The organism is Rhodococcus sp. 05-339-2 (genome assembly GCF_002258965.1).
GTDB lineage: Bacteria > Actinomycetota > Actinomycetes > Mycobacteriales > Mycobacteriaceae > Rhodococcoides.
The window spans coordinates 705,722-728,384 of sequence record NZ_NOYW01000004.1 but is presented as its reverse complement, the minus strand read 5'-3'; the positions used below and the strand labels follow the sequence as shown (position 1 = coordinate 728,384).

At 64.9% G+C, this 22,663-nt stretch carries 20 protein-coding genes; 10 read left to right on the top strand and 10 right to left on the bottom strand.

Annotated elements, in window-relative coordinates; all coding sequences use genetic code 11:
- Positions 1 to 29 precede the first annotated feature (29 nt).
- Both CH273_RS04465 and CH273_RS04460 read left to right on the top strand, forming a co-directional pair.
- Positions 30 to 1,538: a SulP family inorganic anion transporter gene (locus tag CH273_RS04465; protein WP_032396711.1), complete on the top strand. Its 1,509-nt coding sequence runs from the start codon at positions 30 to 32 to the stop codon at positions 1,536 to 1,538.
- 34 nt (positions 1,539 to 1,572) lie between these two features.
- Positions 1,573 to 1,980, top strand: coding sequence for a MerR family transcriptional regulator (locus tag CH273_RS04460; RefSeq protein ID WP_032396710.1), 408 nt, complete (start codon positions 1,573 to 1,575; stop codon positions 1,978 to 1,980).
- Between the two features lie 8 nt (positions 1,981 to 1,988).
- Here CH273_RS04460 and CH273_RS04455 read toward each other — a convergent pair whose 3' ends face one another.
- Positions 1,989 to 3,245, bottom strand: a complete 1,257-nt coding sequence (locus CH273_RS04455) for a lipase family protein (RefSeq protein WP_032396709.1) — start codon at positions 3,243 to 3,245, stop codon at positions 1,989 to 1,991.
- Positions 3,246 to 3,460: 215 nt separating this feature from the next.
- Positions 3,461 to 5,086: a ribonuclease J gene (locus tag CH273_RS04450; protein ID WP_032396708.1), complete on the bottom strand. Its 1,626-nt coding sequence runs from the start codon at positions 5,084 to 5,086 to the stop codon at positions 3,461 to 3,463.
- 225 nt (positions 5,087 to 5,311) lie between these two features.
- Between CH273_RS04450 and CH273_RS04445 the strand changes: the two genes are divergently transcribed.
- From CH273_RS04445 to CH273_RS04430, 4 genes are all read left to right on the top strand, one after another.
- Positions 5,312 to 5,860 (top strand): dihydrofolate reductase family protein, encoded by a 549-nt coding sequence (locus tag CH273_RS04445; protein ID WP_032396707.1) that lies wholly within the window; start codon positions 5,312 to 5,314, stop codon positions 5,858 to 5,860.
- 102 nt (positions 5,861 to 5,962) lie between these two features.
- Positions 5,963 to 7,453: a flavin-containing monooxygenase gene (locus CH273_RS04440; RefSeq protein WP_032396706.1), complete on the top strand. Its 1,491-nt coding sequence runs from the start codon at positions 5,963 to 5,965 to the stop codon at positions 7,451 to 7,453.
- Positions 7,450 to 8,295, top strand: a complete 846-nt coding sequence (locus CH273_RS04435) for an SDR family NAD(P)-dependent oxidoreductase (RefSeq protein ID WP_032396705.1) — start codon at positions 7,450 to 7,452, stop codon at positions 8,293 to 8,295. The genes CH273_RS04440 and CH273_RS04435 overlap by 4 nt, the downstream gene beginning before the upstream one ends.
- Complete coding sequence (locus CH273_RS04430) at positions 8,292 to 8,957, top strand: TetR/AcrR family transcriptional regulator (protein WP_052049890.1); 666 nt, start codon at positions 8,292 to 8,294, stop codon at positions 8,955 to 8,957. Before CH273_RS04435 ends, CH273_RS04430 begins: the two co-directional genes overlap by 4 nt.
- A gap of 2 nt (positions 8,958 to 8,959) precedes the next feature.
- Here the strand turns inward: CH273_RS04430 and CH273_RS04425 are convergent, their stop codons facing one another.
- Positions 8,960 to 9,886 carry an alpha/beta hydrolase gene (locus CH273_RS04425; protein ID WP_032396704.1) on the bottom strand — a complete coding sequence of 309 codons (927 nt, stop codon included), beginning with the start codon at positions 9,884 to 9,886 and terminating at the stop codon, positions 8,960 to 8,962.
- 83 nt (positions 9,887 to 9,969) lie between these two features.
- Between CH273_RS04425 and CH273_RS04420 the strand changes: the two genes are divergently transcribed.
- The gene (locus tag CH273_RS04420; RefSeq protein ID WP_032396703.1) at positions 9,970 to 10,518 is read left to right on the top strand and encodes a TetR/AcrR family transcriptional regulator; all 549 of its coding nucleotides are present in this window, start codon (positions 9,970 to 9,972) and stop codon (positions 10,516 to 10,518) included.
- Position 10,519: 1 nt separating this feature from the next.
- On the opposite strand, the gene CH273_RS04415 is transcribed toward CH273_RS04420, so the two are convergent.
- The 4 genes from CH273_RS04415 to CH273_RS04400 all read right to left on the bottom strand — a co-directional run bounded on the left by CH273_RS04415 (position 10,520) and on the right by CH273_RS04400 (position 15,363).
- Positions 10,520 to 11,434: a GGDEF domain-containing protein gene (locus CH273_RS04415; RefSeq protein ID WP_143546175.1), complete on the bottom strand. Its 915-nt coding sequence runs from the start codon at positions 11,432 to 11,434 to the stop codon at positions 10,520 to 10,522.
- Between the two features lie 104 nt (positions 11,435 to 11,538).
- A complete protein-coding gene (locus CH273_RS04410) occupies positions 11,539 to 12,807 on the bottom strand; it encodes a glucarate dehydratase family protein (RefSeq protein ID WP_032396702.1) in 1,269 nt (422 codons plus the stop codon).
- A complete protein-coding gene (locus tag CH273_RS04405; protein ID WP_032396701.1) occupies positions 12,807 to 13,733 on the bottom strand; it encodes a 5-dehydro-4-deoxyglucarate dehydratase in 927 nt (308 codons plus the stop codon). Before CH273_RS04405 ends, CH273_RS04410 begins: the two co-directional genes overlap by 1 nt.
- 31 nt (positions 13,734 to 13,764) lie before the next feature.
- Positions 13,765 to 15,363, bottom strand: a complete 1,599-nt coding sequence (locus tag CH273_RS04400) for an aldehyde dehydrogenase (NADP(+)) (protein WP_032396700.1) — start codon at positions 15,361 to 15,363, stop codon at positions 13,765 to 13,767.
- A 289-nt stretch (positions 15,364 to 15,652) separates the two neighbouring features.
- Here CH273_RS04400 and CH273_RS04395 point away from each other — a divergent pair, with 289 nt between their 5' ends.
- The 3 genes from CH273_RS04395 (at position 15,653) to CH273_RS04385 (ending at position 19,221) form a co-directional block, all read left to right on the top strand.
- Positions 15,653 to 16,999 (top strand): enolase C-terminal domain-like protein, encoded by a 1,347-nt coding sequence (locus CH273_RS04395; RefSeq protein WP_032396699.1) that lies wholly within the window; start codon positions 15,653 to 15,655, stop codon positions 16,997 to 16,999.
- A complete protein-coding gene (locus tag CH273_RS04390) occupies positions 16,996 to 17,949 on the top strand; it encodes a 2-hydroxyacid dehydrogenase (RefSeq protein ID WP_032396698.1) in 954 nt (317 codons plus the stop codon). The genes CH273_RS04395 and CH273_RS04390 overlap by 4 nt, the downstream gene beginning before the upstream one ends.
- A gap of 72 nt (positions 17,950 to 18,021) precedes the next feature.
- The gene (locus CH273_RS04385; protein ID WP_032396697.1) at positions 18,022 to 19,221 is read left to right on the top strand and encodes an L-talarate/galactarate dehydratase; all 1,200 of its coding nucleotides are present in this window, start codon (positions 18,022 to 18,024) and stop codon (positions 19,219 to 19,221) included.
- A gap of 78 nt (positions 19,222 to 19,299) precedes the next feature.
- Here the strand turns inward: CH273_RS04385 and CH273_RS04380 are convergent, their stop codons facing one another.
- The 3 genes from CH273_RS04380 to CH273_RS04370 form a co-directional block, all read right to left on the bottom strand.
- Positions 19,300 to 20,097, bottom strand: coding sequence for an IclR family transcriptional regulator (locus CH273_RS04380; RefSeq protein WP_179275421.1), 798 nt, complete (start codon positions 20,095 to 20,097; stop codon positions 19,300 to 19,302).
- A gap of 63 nt (positions 20,098 to 20,160) precedes the next feature.
- Entirely contained in the window at positions 20,161 to 21,321 is a 1,161-nt protein-coding gene (locus CH273_RS04375) for an enolase C-terminal domain-like protein (RefSeq protein WP_032396695.1), read from the bottom strand.
- Between the two features lie 13 nt (positions 21,322 to 21,334).
- Positions 21,335 to 22,657, bottom strand: a complete 1,323-nt coding sequence (locus tag CH273_RS04370) for an ABC transporter substrate-binding protein (protein ID WP_032397261.1) — start codon at positions 22,655 to 22,657, stop codon at positions 21,335 to 21,337.
- Positions 22,658 to 22,663: the final 6 nt, after the last annotated feature.

The window sequence follows — 22,663 nt, the reverse complement described above, 5'->3', positions numbered from 1 at the left end:
GTCCCTCGCACCCATCGAACGGAGTTGTCGTGTCTCGAGCTGCCCAGGTGCCTGCCACCGCCGTCGAAGACGTCTCGGTGCTGGGTGCGTTGCGCTCACCGAGGCGACTGAAAACCGAGGTTCTTGCTGGGCTGGTGGTGGCGCTGGCCTTGATCCCGGAAGCCATTTCGTTCTCGATCATCGCCGGTGTCGATCCGCGCGTCGGGCTGTTCGCGTCGTTCACGATGGCCGTCACCATCTCCATCGTCGGTGGCCGACCGGCGATGATCTCTGCGGCCACCGGAGCGATCGCCCTGGTTGTCGCCCCGTTGGCCCGTGAATACGGCCTCGACTACCTCATCGCCGCGGTGATCCTCGGCGGAGTCCTGCAGATCGTGTTGAGCGTCCTCGGTGTCGCCAAACTCATGCGGTTCATCCCACGCAGCGTCATGGTCGGATTCGTCAACGCGCTGGCGATCCTGATCTTCACCTCGCAGGTGCCGTACCTGATCGGGGTGCCGTGGTTGGTGTACCCGATGGTCGCGGCCGGACTGCTCGTCATGTTCTTCCTACCGAAGCTCACCACCGTCGTGCCTGCACCTCTGATCGCCATCGTGATACTCACCGCCGTCACTCTCGTCTTCGCGCTGGCCGTCCCGGACGTGGGCGACGAGGGCGAGCTACCGTCCTCGCTGCCGTCGTTCCTGATACCGGACGTGCCCTTCACGTTCGACACGCTGTCGATCATCGCGCCGTTCGCGCTCGCGATCGCTTTGGTCGGTCTGCTCGAATCACTGATGACGGCCAAGCTCGTCGACGACATCACCGATTCGCACTCCGACAAGACTCGTGAGGGATGGGGTCAGGGTGTGGCGAATCTGGTCACCGGGTTCACCGGCGGTATGGGCGGCTGCGCGATGATCGGCCAGACCATGATCAACGTCAAGGTCTCCGGTGCTCGAACCCGTATCTCGACGTTCCTCGCCGGCACCTTCCTGCTGATCCTGGTGGTCGGGCTCGGTGACATCGTCGCGCTCATTCCGATGGCCGCGTTGGTCGCCGTGATGATCATGGTGTCGGTCGGCACCTTCGACTGGCACAGCATTCATCCGAAGACGTTGCGGCGCATGCCCAAGAGCGAAACTCTCGTCATGGTTGTTACGGTCGCTGTCACCGTGGTCACCCACAACCTGGCCTACGGCGTCGTCGTCGGTGTCGTCACCGCGATGGTGCTGTTCGCCAGGAGGGTTGCGCACCTGACCGAGGTGGTCGATGTGGCTCATCCGGACGAGGACACGCGCGTCTACGCGGTGAAGGGTGAGCTGTTCTTCGCGTCGAGCAACGATCTGATCTATCAGTTCGACTACGTCGGAGATCCGAAGAACGTCGTCATCGACATGTCCGAGTCGCACATCTGGGACGCCTCGACCGTGGCGACTCTCGACGCCATCACCACCAAGTACGCGGCGAAGGGCAAGACGGTGAAGATCGTCGGTATGAACGCGCCGTCGGTCGAGCGGCACGATCGTCTCAGTGGAAACCTGGGCGGCGAGCACTGACTAGGGTGGACGCTCGGGCGAGGAGAGGCGGCACATGGCAGACGACGGCACACACATGCAGATCGGACAGGTGGCTCAACGCACCGAGCTGTCCATCCGCACGGTTCGTCATTACGACGACGTCGGCCTGGTCACCCCCTCTGCTCGCTCGGCCGGTGGTTTTCGGCTGTACACCGAGACCGACGTCGAGCGTCTGCTCGTCATCCGCCGGATGAAGCCGCTCGACTTCACCCTGGCCGAGATGAAACAGCTCCTGGAATCCCTCGACATCCTCGGAGACGAGAACGCGGCCGACGACGCGAGGTCGTCGGCCGCGGCCTTCGTTCGGGAATGTCATACCAAGGCCGAGGACAGCTGCCGCACGCTGCGGCGGCAGCTCGCCTACGCCGAGGAGCTGACCGAGGTGCTGTCGACTCGCGGAGCAGCAGTCCGGAGCGAGTAGGTTCGGCTCTAGCGGCCGAAGCTACTGCATCCGGGTCGAACCGGAATTCCCGCGAGGCGGTCGTCCAACCACGCGAACGCAGCGGGAGCTCCGGTGCCGGCCACGATGCTGTGTTCACCCAGGTATTCCTCGAGGCGGACGTCGGCTCCGCGTGAACACCACTTGTCGAACACGGTCTCCGGACCTTCCTTCGGAATCCAGAACTCCTGCTGTCCGTGATATATGAACACCGGTGCCGTCGGAGTTCCGCCGTCTCCCAACCGATTCCGATCGGCAACCGCGAGCGCCAGCGGTGAATTGAACGCATCGGGAGTGATGGACAGTGACTCGATACGGATCGGAGCAACAATCCCGAACGGAGCGATCCCGACGATGCACAGGTCCTTCGACGCCTGTGCGAGCCGCCACCCGTCGTCGTTGTAGAGCGAGAGCATCTCGGGGTACTCGCGCGCAACGCCCATCGCTGCCGCGAGGAACACCGCCGACGCGGCGTTGCCGTTCATGGACTGACGGAGCAGCGCGAAGTCGGTGGGCGTTCCGCCGAACGCTGCGCCGACGATGTTCAGTTCGGGGGCGTAGGCCGGAGCCTCCTGCACGGCCCAGCCCGATGCGATCGCCCCACCCGAATAGCCCGTGATGCCCAGGGGCGCAGTCGGATCGAGGCCGATCGCGGCGGTCGTGACCGCTCCGCGCAGACCGTCGAGTACGGCATGTGCCGCCATCGGTCCGACGGCGTACGCATGGCGCGGCCCCTGATGGTCGGTGACGACGACGGCGTAGCCCCGCGCCAGAAGCAGCTGCACGGGTGCCAATTCCGGAGCGATGCCGCGTTGCATGGTCCACGATGGCTCGCACGTGGCACCGAGCGAATCGATGGCCATGTTGTAGGCGACAACAGGGCGCGGACCGGGCGAGGTCCAGGGCGCGGTCGGGACGATGACGCTGGTGACGATGGCAGCGGGGCGGTCCTTCGCGTCGGTCGAGGCGACCAGCAGTTGGGTGGTGGTGACCGGGGTGACAAGTGGTCCGACGGTGACGCTGCGGGTCCGTAGAACTGTTCCGGGAGCAGTTGTTTCGTATCCGGGCGGCGGCACGACCCACGGATCGTCGAGTGGTGTCGCGGCGATCGATTCGGCGGTGCGCGGCGGATTCTGGAAATCGCCGAGTGGATCGGCAGCCGCCGACCATTGCCCGCCCGACACCACCAGTGACACCGCAGCGACCACCGCCGCATACCGACGGCCGAACTTCGCGTACTTCCCCATCGAGACCCCCCGGTCGACGTTCCGGATCGTTACCGGAGCTATTCACACGACTCTAGGGGCCGGAACCATCCACAGGGGCCGAACGCACAATTTGCTCGGATCGGGCGGGGGGACCGGCTACCCGGCACGACAGGCCGGCCTGGCGTACCGGGCAGCAGCCGTTCCACGCGCGACTTTGGTGCGGCTACGCCACCGCGTCACCGAGAAGACGCGCTCTAGCCGTCGACGACGACCGGAACGATGAGGGGCTGACGGCCCAGGGTCTGCTTGGCCCAGCGCGCCGACTCCTGCACGATGCGCTTTTCGATGTGCTCGCGGGAGGCCACGTTCACGTCGCTCTCGCGGGTGAGGGTCTTGCCGATCGCCTTGGCCAACGAGTCGAAAGCGTTGGCCTCGTGCGCGAATCCGCGTCCGATGAAGTCGACGTCGTCGACCAGCAGGCCGGTATCGGGATCGACGATGGCGATGACGGTCAGGACGCCCTCGTTGGCGAGCAGCCGGCGCTCGGCCAACGAATCCTCGGTCACCCCACCGACGGCACTGCCGTCGACGTAGATCAGTTCGATGGGGACACTTCCGGTGATCTGTGCGACGCCGTCGAACAGGTCGATGACGCTTCCGTTCTCGGCGATCAGCACACGATCACGCGGTACGCCGGTCCTGATCGCGAGATCGGCATTGGCGCGTAGGTGTCGCGCTTCACCGTGGACGGGAAGCACATTGGCGGGTTCGAGGATGTTGTAGCAGTAGACGAGCTCGCCTGCGCTGGCGTGGCCGGAGACGTGCACCTTGGCATTTCCCTTGTGCACCACGCGTGCACCCTTCTCGACGAGACCGTTGATGACCCGGTAGATCGCGTTCTCGTTACCGGGGATCAAGCTGCTGGCCATCAGTACGGTGTCGCCGTCGCCCACCTTGATCTGGTGTTCGCCCGACGCCATCCGCGAGAGGGCGGCAAGGGGCTCGCCCTGCGATCCGGTGCAGATCAGCGTGATCTTGTGCGCCGGAAGCCGGTTGAGCTTCGGCAGATCGACCACGAGCCCGTCGGGTACGTCGAGGTAGCTCAGATCGGTGGCGATCTTCATGTTGCGCACCATCGATCGCCCCACGAACGCAACCTTGCGGCCCTGCGCATGCGCGGCGTCGAGCACCTGCTGAATGCGGTGGACGTGACTGGCGAAGCTCGAGACGATCACGCGTCCCGACGTTTCGCGGAACACCTTCTCGATGGCCGGGACCAGATCGCGTTCGGAGACCATGAACCCGGGAACCTCGGCGTTGGTCGAGTCGACGAGGAGAAGATCGAGCCCTTCCTCGCCGAGGCGCGCGAAGCTACGCAGGTCGGTGATGCGACCGTCGAGCGGGAACTGATCCATCTTGAAATCGCCGGTGTGCAGCACCAGGCCTGCGTCGGTACGGATGGCGATGGCGAGGCCGTCGGGGATCGAATGGTTGACGGCGACGAACTCGAGCTCGAACGGGCCTTCCTGACGCGTCTGCCCCGCTTCGACCTCGATCAGCGTCGTCGAGACCTTGAACTCGTCGAACTTGGCGGCCAGGAAATGAAGCGTCAGCCGCGACGCGATGACGGGAATGTCACCGCGCTCGCGCAGCAGGTACGGGACGCCGCCGATGTGGTCCTCGTGCCCGTGCGTCAGGACGATCGCCACGACGTCGTCGAGGCGGTCCCGGATGCAACTCCAGTCGGGCAGGATGACGTCGACGCCGGGCTGGTGCTCCTCGGGGAACAACACACCACAGTCGACGATGAGCAGTTTTCCGTCGAACTCGAACACGGTCATGTTCCGACCGATCTCGCCCAGACCGCCGGTTGCGATCACGCGAAGGTGCCCGGCCTGGAGTGCGGAAGAGGCTCGCTTTCTCGGAGCGGCGGGGGATTTCCGGTTACGTGGTGATCGCGACATGCGTCCAACGCTACGGGTGGGTCTCGACCTGCGTCGACCCCGGTCCGCACACCAACGGTTGCGCACGCGCGGAGGCGCAGTCTTCGACCATTTTCGGGCGATCGTGATTCGGACGTGCGGTTGGGGTGGTAGACGTCGAGCATGCGCTCACTGGTGATCACACAGAACATCACTGTCGACGGAGTCATCGAGGCGACCGACGACTGGTTCGCTCGGGCAGGCGGGGACCCCGAGCTCGACGCGGCGCTGGCCGCGCAGAGAGACGAGTCGGATGGATTCTTGGTGGGGCGCTCGACCTTCGAGAGTATGCGCGACTACTGGGGTCCGAAAACCGATGACACAACCGGTGTGACCGATCACCTGAACCGCGTCGCGAAGTACGTCGTGTCCTCGACGCTGACAGACCCCGGGTGGGTGAACTCGACCGTGCTGTCCGGCCGACTGATCGACGAGGTCACGAGGATCAAGAATTCGAGCGGATCGGACATCGTCTGCACGGGGAGTATCACCCTGTGTCGGGAGTTGATCGCGTTGGACCTCGTGGACGAATACCGGTTGTTCCAGTTCCCTTACGTGCGCGGGCACGGCGAACGATTGTTCGACGGAACTCCGTCGCAGTGGTTGCGCCTCCTGGAGTGCAGAGCATTTCCGTCGGGGGCGTCCCTGGTGCGGTACGCGGCCCGTCGTTGACCTCTGGCGGGTCGACTCGATTCCATTGCGGAATCGCGCGTCATCACTTTAAAGTGATGACGCGCGTCATCGGATGCCGCGCCCGTGGGAGGGTCAGTCGATATGCAGATGCACAGTGTGGTCATCATCGGCAGCGGCTTCGGTGGCCAGTGCGCCGCCAAGGCCTTGCTCGATCGCGGGATCGACGACTTCGTCATTCTCGAGAGGCGTCCTTTCCTCGGCGGCACGTGGAAGCAGAACCGCTACCCGGGCGCGGCCGTCGACGTGCAGAGTCCGCTGTACTCGATCGCCTCCGAGCCGTTCGAGTGGTCGCGCATGTTCGCCGAACGCGAGGAACTGGAGCGATACACCGACCACGTGCTCGAATCGAACGGTCTGCCGGCTCGTACGCATGTCGACACCGACGTCCGGAAGATCGAATGGGCGGGAGACCACTGGACCATCACCACCTCGCGGGGTGACTACGCGGCGAAGTTCGTCGTCAACGCGTCGGGACCACTCAGTACACCCGTCGTACCGCCGTTCCCCGGGCGAGAGAAGTTCCAGGGCACCCAGTTCCACACCAACGACTGGCACACCGAGTGCGACCACGCCGGCAAGAGAGTGGCGATCGTAGGCAGCGGTGCCAGCGCCGCACAGGTGATCCCCGCGATCCAACCCGACGTGGAGCAGCTGCACGTCTTTCAGCGCACCCCGCATTGGGTGATGCCGCGCCACGATCGTGAATTCACGGCGATCCAGCGAAAGCTGTTGCGCATCGAACCGATTCGAAGGGCGGTTCGCGCCGGCATCTACTGGACGCTCGAGACCCGAATCATCGGGTTCAAGTACTCGCGGCGAATGCTCAAAGCCGTAGCCCAGCGAACTGCTCTGAAACACATCGAGTCTCAGGTTCCGGATACCGAACTTCGGGCCAAGGTCACCCCGGACTTCACCATCGGTTGCAAGCGAGTGCTGCTGTCCAACACGCTCTATCCGGCACTCGGGAAATCGAACGTCACTCTGCACGACAGGAACGACGGTATCGCCGAGATCACCGAAACCGGAATCGTCACCACCACCGGCGAACACGTCGACGTCGATCTGCTGGTGTGGTCCACCGGATACGACGCCACCGACGGCGTCATCTCGTACCCGGTGATCGGCCGCGACGGCCGGGCCCTGTCCGAGGTCTGGGATCCGTACCCGCGCGCCTACCTCGGCACCACGATTCCCGGCTTTCCCAATCTCTTCGTCGTCACCGGACCGAACACCGGTATCGGTCACACCTCCGCCATCTTCCTCATCGAGGCGCAGATGGAGTACATCGTGCGGGCGATCGACGCCGTCAGGCACAGTGGGGCACTGGCGATCGAGGTCACTGCAGATGCAGAACAGGCCTACACCGACAAGATTCACCGCGAGATGGAGGGCACCGTCTGGAAGGACGGCGGCTGCCACAGCTGGTATCAGTCCAAATCCGGGCACGTCGTGGCGATGTTCCCCGGCTTCAGCTTCACCTTCCGCCGGTGGGCCAAGCGATTTCGTCCGCAGGAACACCACATTCACTTCTCGCCCACCGAGGCGACTGCGAAAGACGAGGTGTCGGCATGAAGGATCACTCGGGCCAGGTAGCGCTGATCACGGGAGCGGCAGGCGGCATCGGTTCCGCCGTTGCGTCGGCGCTGCATCGACGCGGTGCGTCGATCGTCCTCGTCGACATGAAATCGACCGACCTCGAGTCCGTGGCGGCGAAACTGGGCAACCAGCGCGTGGCGATCGCCTACGCCGACGTCACCGTGCGGGAGCAGCTCGACGCGGCCGTCGCCACCGCGATCGAGACCTTCGGCACGCTCGACATCGTGATGGCCAACGCCGGAATCTCCAGCGGTGCACAGGCATCGACCATACGGTCCGTCGAAGACGGAGTTTTCGAGCGCGTCATCGGCGTCAACCTGATCGGCGTGTGGAACACGGTGCGTGCCGCCCTCCCACACATCGTCGAGTCCGGCGGCTACGTATTGATCACCTCGTCCACGTACGCGTACCTCAACGGCCTGGCGAATGCACCGTACGCGGCATCGAAGGCAGCGGTCGAACAGCTCGGGCGTGCTCTGCGCGCGGAACTTGCGGGCACGAAAGCGACAGCGGGAGTGCTGTATCCGGGATGGGTCGCGACGCCGATCGCCGAGGTCGCATTCGGCGGCGACGACGTCGCGACAGCCATGATCGACCGCGCCTTCCCCACGCCGCTGCTCCGCCCGATCACCCCGGACAAGCTCGCCCGGGTGGCCGTTCGAGGGATCGGACGAAGAGCTGCGCGCATCGCCGTACCCGGTCGCTGGATTCCGATCTCGATACTGCGCGGCATCGTGAACCCGATCATGGACGCCACGATGGAGCGGGACGCCGAATTGATCCGTCTGACTGCCGAACTGGATGCCCGACGGTCATGAGCTCGGTGTCCGAAGCGGCCGGTCGGGCCTACGGCGGTGAGAGTGCCGCCGACCGCGACGACCGACGGCGGCGGCAACTGCTGGACGCCGGACTGCGGGTGTTCGGCAGCGTCGGATACCGAGCGGCCACCGTGCGCGGACTGTGCCGCGAGGCCAAGATCGCCGACCGGCACTTCTATCAGTACTTCGACAAGACCGAGGATCTCCTGCTCGCCGTGTACGCGGAATGCATTGCACACCTGACCGACTCGGTGTCCGACACGATGGCGGATATCGATTCCGACGGCGACCTCAGAGCCGCCGCCGAACAGTTGCTCGATCCCTTCTTTCGGGTCGTCGAGGACCCACACCTGGCCCGGGTGGTGTGGATGGAGGTGCTCGGGGTCAGTCCTCGTGTGGAGCAGACGTATCTGACGGTGATGCAGCAATTCGGGACGCTGTTGCTCGGTTACCTCCGCACGTTCGCGGGCGACGTGGAGTCGGGGCCCGATGTGGATATCGACCTGCTCGCCACCGCCGCGATCGGCGGCATCAGCCACACCGCAATGACCTGGTACCAGAGCGGTTACGCCGCGGAACGACGCATCGTCGTCGCCACCATCGCGACCATGCTCGCCAATATCGTCGCCCCGTTGACGAACACCGACTCTGCCGAGCGGTAGCTCTACTGCACCGGCACAACTCTTTTCAGGAACGCGAGCTGCTCGTCGACGATGGTGGGGAACAACGGTTGCACATAGGGATCGAAGTGTCCGCCCTTGTGGATGTGCACGGTGGCGTCGGGAATTCTCGCTGCGACCTTCACGGTGACGTACGCCGGTGTGACCACGTCGTCGGACATGATCTGCAACAGCACCGGGCATCGGATGGACGACGCGGTGCGGCTGGGTGAGTACAGCCCGATGCGCAGGAGTATCCGTGCGGCAACGTTTTCCGGGTAGTCGCCCTCGCTCAGGCCTGATTCGAGGAGGAGTCGGTCGCGTCCGGGAACGGCGTCGGGTGAGGTCATGACAGCCAGGTCACCGGGATTGCCGACCGAGTCCACGTATCGGGGTGATCGTCCGCGCAGTGCGCGGATCCGGTCGATCACCGCTGACGGGGCCAGCTGGAGAGTGCGCCGAAGCCCGGTCGCGCGCACGGCCGCGATTCCGTCCACGTGTGGGATCTGGGCGATGACGGCCGCGAAGTTCTCGCCTGCGCCGGCCCGAGTGAGCACGTGTCCGCCTGCGAAGGAAGTACCCCAACCGACGATGCGATCCGAGTCGACGCCCTCGAGTGTTCGTGCGTAGGCGACGGCGTTGCGCCAGTCGACGAGTTGCTTGCCGATGTCGAGCAGCTGTCGCGGCTCCCCGTCGCTGTCACCGAAGTGCCGGTAGTCGAAGACGAGAACGGTGTAACCGGCGCGGGCGAAGACCTCTGCGTAGGCGAAGAGGCGAATGACGCGTGGGGTGCCGAAGCCGTGGGCCATGACGACGGCAGGGGTATCCCCGCTGGTTTCGGCGGGTCGGTACACCGCGACGGCGCAACGGACCCCTTCCGAGTCGAACCATTCGTCGGTTCGGGTGTATCGGCTCTGGTTGTCGGCACTCATGTCGGTCGTCCCTTTTTCGGATTCTTGATCGGCATTCAAGAAGCTAGCAGCCTCTTGAATGTCGATCAAGATAGGATCGTGGAATGCCGCGCAACCGTCGACCCGTCGATCGCGCCGAGAAGCGTTCCGAGATCGTGAACGCAGCTCGGTCGCTGTTCGTCGACGACGGTTACGAGCACACCCCGATGGGGCGGATCGCCACCGCTGCCGGAGTGACGACCAATACGATCTATTGGTACTTCGGTGACAAGGACGAGCTACTGGTCGGCGTGCTGGACGAGATCCATGCCGACGCACTGAGCCGGTTCGTTGCCCTCGCCGACAAGTCGGTGACCGAGCAGGTTCTCTGGGTCGTGGACGAGCTGGAGAAATATCACCGACTGGTCGACACGGTCCACTCGCGCACTTCGGTCTCGGCCTGTATAGAAAAGTGGCACAATGACTTCCATGCGCTGTGGGAGCAGTGGATAGCCGTCGAGCTGCGCAACGACGGGGTCGCCGACACCGACATCGAACCGGCGACCCGCATGATCGTCTTCGTCATCGAGGCCATGTTGACACACCCGCAGGACGAGGCATCGAAACGGACGATGATCGATCTGCTGTTCCGCAAGGTCGGTGCTTCGAGCTGACCTAGTCGTGGACGGTCGTGCGATTTCGGCCGAGGTTCTTCGATTCGTACAGCGCCCGATCGGCTCGGCCGAGAGTGGTGCGGGCGGACTCGGTGCCCTGCCTACCCGCCACTCCCACCGAGATCGTCAGATCCGACGGTAGCTCGGCCCGGACGCAGTCGACGGCGGCGCTCAACTCGGCGACCGAGCCCGACGTGCACAGCACCGTGAACTCGTCGCCGCCGGAGCGGCTGAGCAGGTACTGCCGAGGCAGGCACGTGCGGAGAGCGGACGAGACGAGCTCGAGTGCGTGATCGCCTGCCGCGTGCCCGAAGTCGTCGTTGATCACCTTGAACCGATCGATGTCCACGACAGCGATCGCATCGATTCTCGAACTGCCTCTGGTGCCGGGCCGCGCATCCAGTTCACGGCTGAGGCGTCGCTGATTCGAGAGCCCGGTGAGGTGGTCGATCTCGGAGTTCGACGCCACGCTCTGTACCCACGCCGCAGAAATGGCGATCGCGATCAACACGAGCTCGGCGTTGATCACCAGCGCAGGATCGATCTCTCCCACCACGATGCCCAGATACGCGATGTAGAGCGCATTGAGCACGGTCGTCCGACGTGCGACGCGATGAGGAAGCACGATGAAGGCGGGCGTCACCAGCAGCAGTTGCAGAAAGATTCCCGACAGTGCGACGGTGTGCCCGCCCGCTGCGGTGCAGAACAGCGCGATACTGGTCAGTCCCGACAGGTGCATCATCAGATACAGGCGACGGGAGAGCACCGGTGCCGCGGCGATCATGTACACGCCCAGTCCGCACCACGACACCGCAAGTGCGAGCAGGATCGGAGCGGCCCGAGGACCTTCTGTCGCGATCGAGGTGACACCGACAAGGCCGCTGACCAGACAGTTGACTCCGGACGTGCGAGCCACCGAGGCAGGGGAATACTGCCAGCCACTGTTCACAGGACTAACCTCTCGCACAGATCCCCACGACCTCGGGCGAGTTTAGCGCTGTGCGGGTGCAGGGACTCGCGTTACCAGCGCGGGCAGGTGTTCTGGAAGCTCGGATCGATGCTCTGCATGTATCCGGTGTCGTCGCGATCCCGGATTCCGCAATCGAGGTACTGCTGATGCAGCGCCGCCAGAGCATCCTCGTCGATCTCGACGCCCAGACCCGGGGCCGTGGGAACGGCCACTGCCCCGTCGACGAAGTTCAGGACACCCGGGACGATGACATCCTCGTCCTTCCACGGCCAGTGAGTGTCGCAGGCGTAGGTGAGGTTGGGCGTTGCCGCGGCGAGGTGCACCATCGCGGCCAGGCTGATGCCGAGGTGGCTGTTGGAGTGCATCGACAAGCCCATCTCGAAGGTCTCGCAGATTCCGGCGAGCAGCCTCGAACGCTGCAGACCTCCCCAGTAGTGGTGGTCGGACAGCACCACCTGAACCGAGTCCTTCTGTACGGCCGGCTTCAGGTGATCGAATGCGACGACGCACATGTTGGTCGCCAGTGGCATCTTCGCCTCCCGCGCGACTTCTGCCATACCCTCCAGCCCCGGAGTCGGGTCTTCCAGATATTGGACGATGCCGTCGAGTTCGGCCGCGACGCGGATGGACGTGTCGACCGTCCACGCCGCGTTGGGGTCGAGCCGAAGCGGCAGCTCGGGGAACGCTTCCCGTAGTGCCTTGATTCCGGCTATCTCTTCGTCGGGCGGAAAGACACCACCCTTGACCTTGATGGCCTCGAAGCCGTACTCGTCGATCATCTTTCGGGCCTGCCGTACCAGACCAGCAGGGTCGACGGCCTCACCCCACGAATCCGGTCGTCCACCGGGATGCGCTGCCCACTTGTAGAACAGATACGCACTGAACGGAACCGAATCGCGAACCTTCCCGCCGAGCAGATCCGACACCGGCCGACCGAGCACTTTCCCCTGCACGTCCAGGCAGGCGATCTCGAACGGTGAGAACACTCGGTCGGTGGTGCTGGCAGTGGTGATCATTCCTGCCACGCCGTCTCCGCCGGTGATCGACAGCGTCCCCAGCACGGTGTCGACAGCGTCTCGAACGGCGTTGAGTGCGAACACATCCAGGCCGGTGATGGCCTGCGCGGCCGCGTCGAGTCGGGCGAGATGCGCAGTGTCGGCGTAGGTCTCACCGAGGCCGACGACACCGGCATCGGTGTCGAGCTGAATGATCGCGCGCAGTGCGTAGGGCTGGTGCACGCCGACGGTGTTGAGCAACGGAGGATCGACGAAGGCGATCGGGGTGATCCGAGCGCCGGTGATCAGGACCGGATCCTGCATCAGTGCACCGCGAGCTCGTCGGCCAACACGGCCCGGCCGGCGGCGACGATCGCGGTCAGTTCCTCGAGGTGCGGGGCACTGATGTCCACCAGTGGCGGACGAACCGGTCCTGCCTCGATCCCTTCCATCGTCACGCCCGCCTTGATGAGAGAGACGGCGTAGCCGGGAACCTTGTCGCGCAGGCGAACCAGCGGGTGGAAGAACTCGCGAAGCAGTGCGGCAGTGAGCTCGTCGTTGCCGCTGTCGAGCGAACGATAGAACGCCAGGGCCAGTTCGGGTGCGAACGCGAACGTCGCGGACGAGTACAGCGTGACCCCGATCGCGCGGTACGCCTGCTGCGAGACCTCCGCGGTGGGCAGACCGTTGAAGAACTGGAAAGACTTGCCCGACGGTTCCAGGGCGTCCAACACCGCGCGGACGATGCGGCCGACCTGGTCGAGATCTCCTGTGCCGTCCTTGAATCCGACGACGGTGGGCAACTGCGCCACCTCGACTGCCGAGTCCTCGGTGAAGCGGGCGTTGCCGCGGTTGTAGACGATCAACGGCAGATCCGACGCGGCGGCAACGGCCTTGGTGTAGTTGACCAGGCCGGCCTGCGGCATCGTCACCAGGTAGGGCGGGAGCAGCAGGATGCCGTCAGCACCGTTCGACTTCGCGCTCGCCGCGAATGCTTTTGCCTGGGCGACGGATCCGCCTGCACCGGCGTAGACCGGCACGCGACCCGCGACGACGTCGACTGCGGTGCGCACGATCTTGCCGAACTCCTCGGTTTCGAGGGCGTGGAATTCGCCGGTGCCGCAGGCGATGAACACTCCACCGGGTCCGGCGTCGACACCCTTCGCGATATGAGCGGCCAGCAGGTCGTAATCGACCTCGCCGGAGGCGGTGAACGGGGTGACGGGGAAGAACAGGACTCCGTCGAGCATGGTGGTCTCCTCGAGAATTGGGTGGGGTGTGTCAGTCTTGGGTGAGCCGGCCGTCGATGCGGCGGAAGATCCCGTCGGGATTGCCGTCGGCAATTGCGCTGGGCAGCAGGGAAGTCGGTACGTCCTGGTAGGAGACAGGACGCAGGAAGCGTTCGATGGCGAGCGATCCGACCGATGTCGTGCGGGAGTTGGACGTGGCGGGGAAGGGGCCGCCGTGCACCATCGCGTGGCCGACCTCGACGCCGGTGGGCCATCCGTCGAACAGGATGCGCCCGGCCTTGAGTTCGAGAACCGAGAGGAGCTTGCCTGCCTCGGCATGATCGGACTCGTCGGCGTGCACGGTCGCGGTCAGCTGGCCTTCGAGCAGCGCGGCGACATCCCGGACCTGCTGTGCATCGGTGCAGCGAACGATGAGGCTCGACGCGCCGAAGACCTCGGCCTGCGCGGCCTCGGAGGTGAGGAACGTGTCGGCGTCGGTGTCGAACAGTGCTGCGCGGCAGGCATTCGGAGCGTCCGTTTCGGTACCACGGGCGATCTCGGTGACCGAACCGGACAGCGTGGCGACACCGTCCGCGTAACTCGACGCGATGTTCGGGGTCAACATCGTGGTGGGGGTCGATTCCTGCACCGCTGTGGTGGCCGCGTCGGTGAAGGACTGCAGGCCTGGGCCGTCGACGGCGATCACGAGGCCGGGGTTGGTGCAGAACTGCCCCGAGCCCATCGTGAGCGATGCGACGAAGGCGCGGCCGAGTTCGGCCCCGCGGGAGGCGAGTGCGCCGTCCATGACGAACACCGGGTTGATGGAACTCATCTCCGCGTACACCGGGATGGGCTCGCGACGACCGGCCGCTGCGGCCACGAGGGCCGTTCCACCCGAACGGGATCCGGTGAATCCGACGGCCTTGATGCGCGGATCGGTCACCAGAGCGGTACCGAGTCCGCGGCCGGAGCCGAACAGGAGTGAGAATGTGCCCGAGGGCATTCCGGTGGAGGCCACAGCGTCGGCGATTGCTCGACCGACCAGCTCGGACGTTCCGGGATGGGCATCGTGTGCCTTGACCACCACGGGGCATCCGGCCGCGAGGGCAGAAGCGGTGTCGCCGCCGGCGACGGAGAAGGCGAGCGGGAAGTTGCTGGCCCCGAACACTGCAACCGGGCCCAACGGAATCTGCCGCTGGCGGATGTCGGGGCGGGGCAGTGGCGTGCGCTCGGGCAGTGCCGGATCGATGCGGGCACCGTTCCAACTGCCCTCGCGCAGAACCGAAGCGAACAGGCGCAGCTGTCCGGTGGTGCGGCCGACCTCGCCGGTGATGCGCGCCAGCGGGAGTCCTGACTCGGCAACGGTGCGCTCGATCAGAGTGTCGCCGAGGGCGGCGATGTTGTCGGCGATGGTCTCGAGGAACTGAGCGCGGGTCTCCGAGGACGTGGCGCGGTAGTCGGCGAACGCCTCGGCGGCTGCGGCACAGGCCTTCTCGACGTCGGTGTCGTTGCCGTGACCGTAGGCGGGTTCGAGATCCTCGCCGGTGCTTGGGTCGACTCCGTGAATCTGCGTGCCGGCACCGAAGACCGGGACGCCGGCGATGAGCATCCGGCCGGTGAGGTTGGTGGACTGTGTCGTCGACGCTGTCATGGGGTGACTCCTAGGGCTGTGGTGCGGTACGTGCGCTGACACCAGGGCGTGACCTGGCTCATAGATCACCACGCTAGAAGGCCGATCGATACATGTCCAAGTCGAAAAAAGTCGCATTTGATTCAGTCTCGGTATCAATGTTGCTGCCAGGCCCGATGAGCACCGGCTGGAGTTGCCGATACCTCTACTGCATCGGTCGATGCGTAGATGGTCTTGGACATGCATCGATCCGCGGCCCTAGTGTTTCCTGTGAGCAGAGTCACCGGAAGTATGTGAGGAAAGGTCGGACATGAGCGTCCACACCAGCACCCCCGTCGTCAGCGAGATGCGCGTCATACCCATCGCGGGCCACGACGACATGCTGCTCAATCTCAGCGGTGCGCATGCACCGTACTTCACTCGCAATCTGGTGGTGCTCACCGACTCGGACGGGCGCACCGGCGTCGGCGAAGTGCCGGGAGGAGAGGCGATTCGGCAGACTCTCGAGGATGCGCGCGTGCTGGTCGAGGGCAAGGGCGTCGGCCACTACAACGCGATTCTCGCCGAGATGCGTCGCGCGTTCGCCGATCGGGATTCCGGTGGCCGCGGGGCGCAGACGTTCGATCTGCGGATTGCGATCCATGCGGTGACCGCAGTGGAATCGGCGCTGTTGGATCTGCTCGGACAGCACCTCGGTGTCAGTGTCGCAGCACTGTTGGGGGACGGGCAGCAGCGCGAGAAGGTGCAGGCTCTGGGCTACCTGTTCTTCGTCGCCGACCGGAACAAGACCGACCTCGCCTACCGCGGTGCGGACGACGAGGCCGCCGGAGCCGACGACTGGATGCGCATCCGGCACGAGGAGGCCATGGATCCCGAGTCGATCGTGCGCCTTGCCGAGGCCGCGCAGGCGCGGTACGGATTCCAGGACTTCAAGCTCAAGGGTGGAGCGCTGCCGGCGGCCGAGGAAGCCGCTGCGGTACGTGCCCTTGCCGAACGGTTCCCGGAGGCGCGAATCACGTTGGATCCCAACGGCGGGTGGTTGCTGAAGGATGCGATCGAGACCTGCCGCGGACTGCGCGATGTGCTCGCCTACGCCGAGGATCCCGTGGGACCCGAGGGCGGCTTCTCCGGACGCGAGGTGATGACGGAGTTCAAGCGCGCCACCGGGCTACAGACAGCGACCAACATGATCGCCACCGACTGGCGCGAGATGGGCCACACCATCCGGTCCGGTGCAGTGGACATTCCGTTGGCCGACCCGCACTTCTGGACGATGGCCGGTTCGGTGCGCGTAGCGCAGCTGTGCGACGCCTGGGGCCTGACGTGGGGTTCGCACTCCAACAATCACTTCGACGTCTCACTGGCCATGTTCACCCATGTCGCCGCAGCCGCTCCTGGCACGATCACCGCCATCGACACTCACTGGATCTGGCAGGACGGGCAACGAGTCACCAAGGAGCCGTTCACCATCGAGGACGGCTACCTCACCGTCCCCGACAAGCCCGGCCTCGGAGTGGAACTCGACTTCGAACGGATCGACGCGGCACACGAGCTGTACCAGAAGGAGGGGCTCGGTGCCCGCGACGACGCCATCGGCATGCAGTACCTGATCGAGGGATGGACGTTCGACAGCAAGCGACCGGCTCTGGTGCGATGAAGATCGTCGTCGGCGATCGAAATGTGCTGCCGCACCGCGAGCAGTTCGAGGCCGGGCTACCCGTCGGCACCGAGGTCGTCTGGTGTGTTCCGTTCGACGAGAGTCGCGTCGTCGAGGAGCTTGCCGATGCGGACGTGTACGTCGGCGGCAAGTTCAGTGCGGCCATGGGTGCCGCTGCGCCGAGGCTGCGGATGGTGCACGTTGCCGGCGCGGGAACGGACAATGTCGACCGCTCCGGATTGAGGCGCGATGCGCAGGTGTGCAACACCTTTCACCACGAGCAGTCGATCGCCGAGTACGTCGTGTCGGCGACGGTGATGCTGCGGCGACAGTTCCTGCAGCAGGACCGCGCACTCCGCTCGGGAGTGTTCGCCACCTCGGTCTACGACCCGAGAATCGCGCAACCACTCTCGCTGAGCGGTGCTCGTATCGGATTCGTCGGTTTCGGGCACATCGGTAGGCGGACGTGGCAGTTGTTCCGGACCTACGGGGCGGTGGGGGCAGCGGTCACCGGTAGTGGACACGCACCGGACGAGGGTCTCGAATGGCACTCCACGACAGATGATCTGGGGAAGCTGGCCGACTTCGCCGATGTCCTTGTGGTCTCTGCACCGCTGAACGAGCACACCCGCGGCATGATCGGTGCCGACGAACTGGGAAGGCTCGGCACCGACGGGGTACTCGTCAATGTCGGGCGCGGTCCCCTGGTGCAGGAACAGCCGCTGTTCGACGCGTTGTCACGCAAACGGATTGCCGCGGCCGCGATCGACGTCTGGTACCGCTACCCGGGTCCCGACGGGGTGGGAGAGCCGAGCTCGTTGCCCTTCCGCGATCTCGACAACGTGCTGATGACACCCCACTCGTCGGGCGTCACGCATCACACGTTCGTCGGCCGGGTTGCCGACATCGCGTCGAACATCGATGCACTGGCGGCATCGATCCGCCGGTAAACGGTGTTGGACGCGTATTGCGGGTCGAAATATGCTGTGAAGCAACGTAATCGACGATTTCAGGAGTTGCAGATGACCGTAGACGTCGACAAGCCCACCAGCGGACTCTCTGCCCCGAATGCAGCGATCACGGCGCTGGCCCCCGGGGCCGCGAGCATCGACCGCATCGCCGAGGTGACGCTGTCCTCGATCGTGCTACCACTGAAGAATCCGATCAGCGACGCCAAGGTGCTCACCGGTCGGCAGAAGGCGATGACCGAGGTGGTCTTCCTGTTCGCCGAGATTCGTACCGAACAGGGCCATGAGGGAATCGGTTTCGGATACTCCAAGCGCGCCGGCGGACCCGCCCAGTTCGCACATGCCCAGGAGATCGCCCCGGTTCTCATCGGAGAAGATCCGAACGACATCGGCAAGATCTGGACCAAGTTGGTGTGGGCCGGTGCCTCGGTGGGCCGCAGTGGCGTTGCCACGCAGGCGATTGCCGCGATCGACATCGCGCTGTGGGATCTCAAGGCCAAGCGCGCCGGGTTGCCGCTGGCCAAGCTGATCGGCTCGGCGCGTGATTCGGTGCAGACGTACAACACTTCCGGCGGATTTCTGCACACTCCGATCGAGGAGGTCATGGAGAACGCCGCTATCTCCCTCGCAAACGGAATCGGGGGTATCAAACTGAAGGTGGGACAGCCGGATTGGCGTACCGACATCGCCCGCGTCACTGCGGTGCGTGAGTTTCTCGGCGACGATGTTCCGCTGATGGTCGACGCCAACCAGCAGTGGGATCGGCCGACAGCGCAACGTATGGGGCGAATCCTGGAGCAGTTCGACCTCGTCTGGATCGAGGAGCCCCTCGATGCCTACGACGCCGAGGGGCATGCGCAGCTCGCCCGCAGCCTCGACACCTCGATCGCGACGGGCGAGATGCTGGCCAGCGTCGGCGAGCACGTCCGCCTCATCGAGGCCGGTTCGGTGGACATCCTGCAGCCCGACGCACCCCGCATCGGCGGAATCACTCAGTTCCTGAAATTGGCCTCGCTGGCCGAGCACCACAACCTGCAACTGGCGCCGCACTTCGCGATGGAGATCCACCTGCACCTCGCGGCGGTGTACCCCCTGCAGACCTGGGTGGAGCACTTCGACTGGCTCGATCCACTGTTCGACGAGCACCTCGAGACCCGGGACGGACGCATGCATCTGTCCGCACGCCCGGGTCTGGGCTTCACGCTCAGCGAGCAGGGTCGTGCGTGGACCGTCGCGAAGGCAGTGGTGCGCTGACGCGTCGAGCGCTGACGCGCAGGTGAGCGGAACCTCGTAGCCCACCACGAGTTTCCGCGCACGTGCCGCGAAGCGGCTCTACCGCACTCCCTCGGCACGCAGTTCTCGGGCCCAGGCGGCGGCGTGGTCGGTGAGCACCCCGGCGATACGTTCCAGTTCGCCCGGGTACGAGGCGACTTCCGCGGGCATCGAGACGCTGAGCGCATCGGTGGCCGGGATCCGATAGGGCACGACGGTCGCTATGCAGACCACGCCGGCGGTGCCCTGCTCCTGCTCCAACGACCACCCTCGTCTGCGAACCTGGCCGAGTTCGGCGATGAGGGCATCACGATCGACGATGGTGTTCTCGGTGTACCGCTCGAGTTTCTTCGGCAGCAGCTGTGTCACCTCGTCGGTCGTGAGTTCGGCAAGCAGTGCCTGACCGAGGGCGGTGACGTGGCACGGCAGCTTGCGTCCGACGCGGTGCATGCGTCGCACCTCGAGCTTGGAACCGCGGCTGGCAAGATAGATGACGCAATCCTCGTCACGTCGGGCGAAGTGGACAGTGTGCCGGACGTCCGAGCGCAGCGTTTCCAGCACTGCCGCCGCTCGACCGACGACGGAGTCCTTGTCGAGGTAGGACGTGCCGGTGAGCAGGGCGTGTGTGCCGATGCCGTACCGCGAGCCGGACTCGTCGGCCTCGATCCAGCGCAGGTCCTTGAGCGTCCTCAGCAAGGCGTGCAGACTCGATCGGGGATACCCGCACGCCTCCTGCAATTCGCCGAGGCTCATGCGCGTGGGGGATGCGGCCAGCGTCTCGAGAATGTGGATCGTGCGTTCCGCAGACTTGACCGGCTGGCTCTCCGGCACCACTGCGGCCGTGACATCGTTCACCATGGAGACAGTGTCCCTCATGATGAACGATGCTTCATACGCGGACACGGATGTTGTCGACGGACACTAGTACTCGGCGATCAGATTGTTCGAGATGTACTCCAGGTCGATGTCCTCGCCCAGGCCCGGACGGGTTGGCATCTGCACCATCCCGTTCGCGTCTATCGGGTCGACGATGGACTTCAGATGGGGCGGCACCCAGTCGTAATCCACCAGCGGATGCAGGAGGCCGCGCTCGTACCACTGGATGTTCGGGGCACCGCCGACGAGCGCGAGATTGGGAGCGCCGTTGCCGTGGATCTCGCACTCGAGCCCGAACCCGTCGGCCATGTGCACCGTCTTGAGTGCAGGCGTGATGCCGCCGCCGTTCATCGCGCCGACACGAAGGATGTCGCACGCCTCGTCGGCGATCCAATCCGCCCGCGATCGATGCCGACCGGGGGTGGTCTCCGGGCCGATCACGGGAGTATCGAGCTGATCGGCCAGCCATTTGTACGAGCGCATCGAGAATTCGTCCATGGGCTCCTCGAACCAGTCGAACTTCAGTGCGTCGAGTTCCCGGCCCAGCTTGAGGGCGTCGGTACGCGAGTACCAGTGATAGCCGTCGAGCATCAACGAGAACCCCGGTCCGACGGCATCTCTCACCGCCGCGCAGGCATCGATGTCCCGCGTGAGGCTCGGGGCACCTTCGAGAGGAGGCATCCACGTGTGCAGCTTGATTCCCTGGTAGCCCTGAATCTTCAGCGCTAGAGCGAAATCCGCGTATTCCTGTGGACTCGACAATCCGCCCTCGATGCTGTCTCCACACATGGTGCTCGCGTAGGCCTTGACCTCGCTGCGAGCCCCGCCGAGCAGTTTCCACACCGGGGTGTCGAACCGGTTGCCCGCCAGATCCCACAGTGCCTGGTCGAGGTAGCTGCAGGTGTGCTCGGGGAGTTCGACGGCTCTGGTGCGCTGCCGGATCGCGAACTTGCGGTCCATCTCCTCGCGATGCAACGGGTCGGTGCCGATCAGGACCGGCCGGAAGTGTTGCTCCACTTGGTCTTCGCGCAGGTAGTTCGTCTTGCCGAGGACGTAGCCGCTGACGCCGTCGGAATCGGTGATGCGCAACAGTGCCTGGGTGGTCGGGACGGACGGCCCCGGGTGTCGATGCCCGTAGGAATCGACGGCGGTGCGAGCCTCGGTCTTGAAGACCTGGACGGCAACCTCGGTGATGACGCTTGACATGGCGATGAATCCCCTATTTACCCTGTCGGGCATCGTATTTGGCCTTGGAGCGGTCGAGCTTCTCGGCGAAGTCGTCGGCGAAGTCCTGAGCACTGAGCTGCCCGATGAGGACCTTCTGCCACTGGCCCAGCATCTGAACCTGGACGATCTTGCCGAAATCGGGCAGGTAGTCCGGCGGGGTGACCAGCACCGTCTGCGGATCGTCGAGGGCGGCCTGAGCGGCTTGCACCGACGGCATCGCCTGGAATGCGGGAGCGGAGCGAGCGGCGGCGTTGACCGGAATCTGACCCACGTTCTCGTTCCAATAGGCCTGCGATTCCGACGAGGTCATGAACTCGAGGAACTTCCAGGCCGCAGCCTGATGCTTGCTGCTCTTGAACACCGTGTACGACGGGAACGGGTCCGTCATCACCGTACGGACGCCGTTGTCCGCGCGGGGCAGTGCGACGGCACCGACGTTGTCGCCGAGCGCCTTACGGTGATTGCTCAACGATCCGAGGTTGTGCTGCATCATCGCCACCGAGCCGCCGCCGAAGCTGGCGACCATCTGCGGGAAGCCGTTGTTGACGTCGGCGGTGGGCGTGTCCACGTCGTACAGGGCCGCGAAACGTTCTATGGCCTGCACCATCTCGGGCCGGTTGACGGTGGATTCGCTGCCGTCGAAGAAGTTGTCGATGCCGGTGGTGGCGAACATGTGCTGCAGCAACGGGTAGATCGAACCGGCCCCGCCTCGGATGGTGAACCCGTATCTTCCGGTGGACTTGTCGGTCAGTTCGTCTGCAGCGTCGTAGAACTCGTCCCAGGTTTCCGGCGGTTCGATACCGGCCTCGTCGAACCAGTCGGCCCGGTACCACAGCGTGGCGTTGTTGCTCGTGTACGGCAGTCCGTACAGGTTCTCTCCGCCACCGGACTCGATTGCCGACTCGATGATCTTCGGGTCGTACTCGTCCTTCTGTGGCGAGGACGCCACGAAATCGTCGAGCGGAATGACGGCATCCTGCGCGACGAGGGGCGCCAGATATGCGGTGGACACGATCCCCAGATCGGGAGCCGACCCACCGGCGAGAGCCGTCTGATACTTCTGCTGGGCACTGTCCGAGGGAAGCCCGACGTACTGGATGTCGATGCCGGGATTGATCTCCTCGAAACGTCGAATCAGTTCCTCGTACAACGGGGTTCGGTCCGGTCCGGCATTGTTGTCCCAGAAAGTGAGGGTGCCGCTGTTCGGATCTCCGAGTTCACCGTCGGGCAATGAGGTCTCGGAACTGCAGGATGCCAGTACGAGCGTCGCGACCGCGCCGACGAGGGTGGTGCGCAGCAGGGTGCGTCGATTCATGTCGAT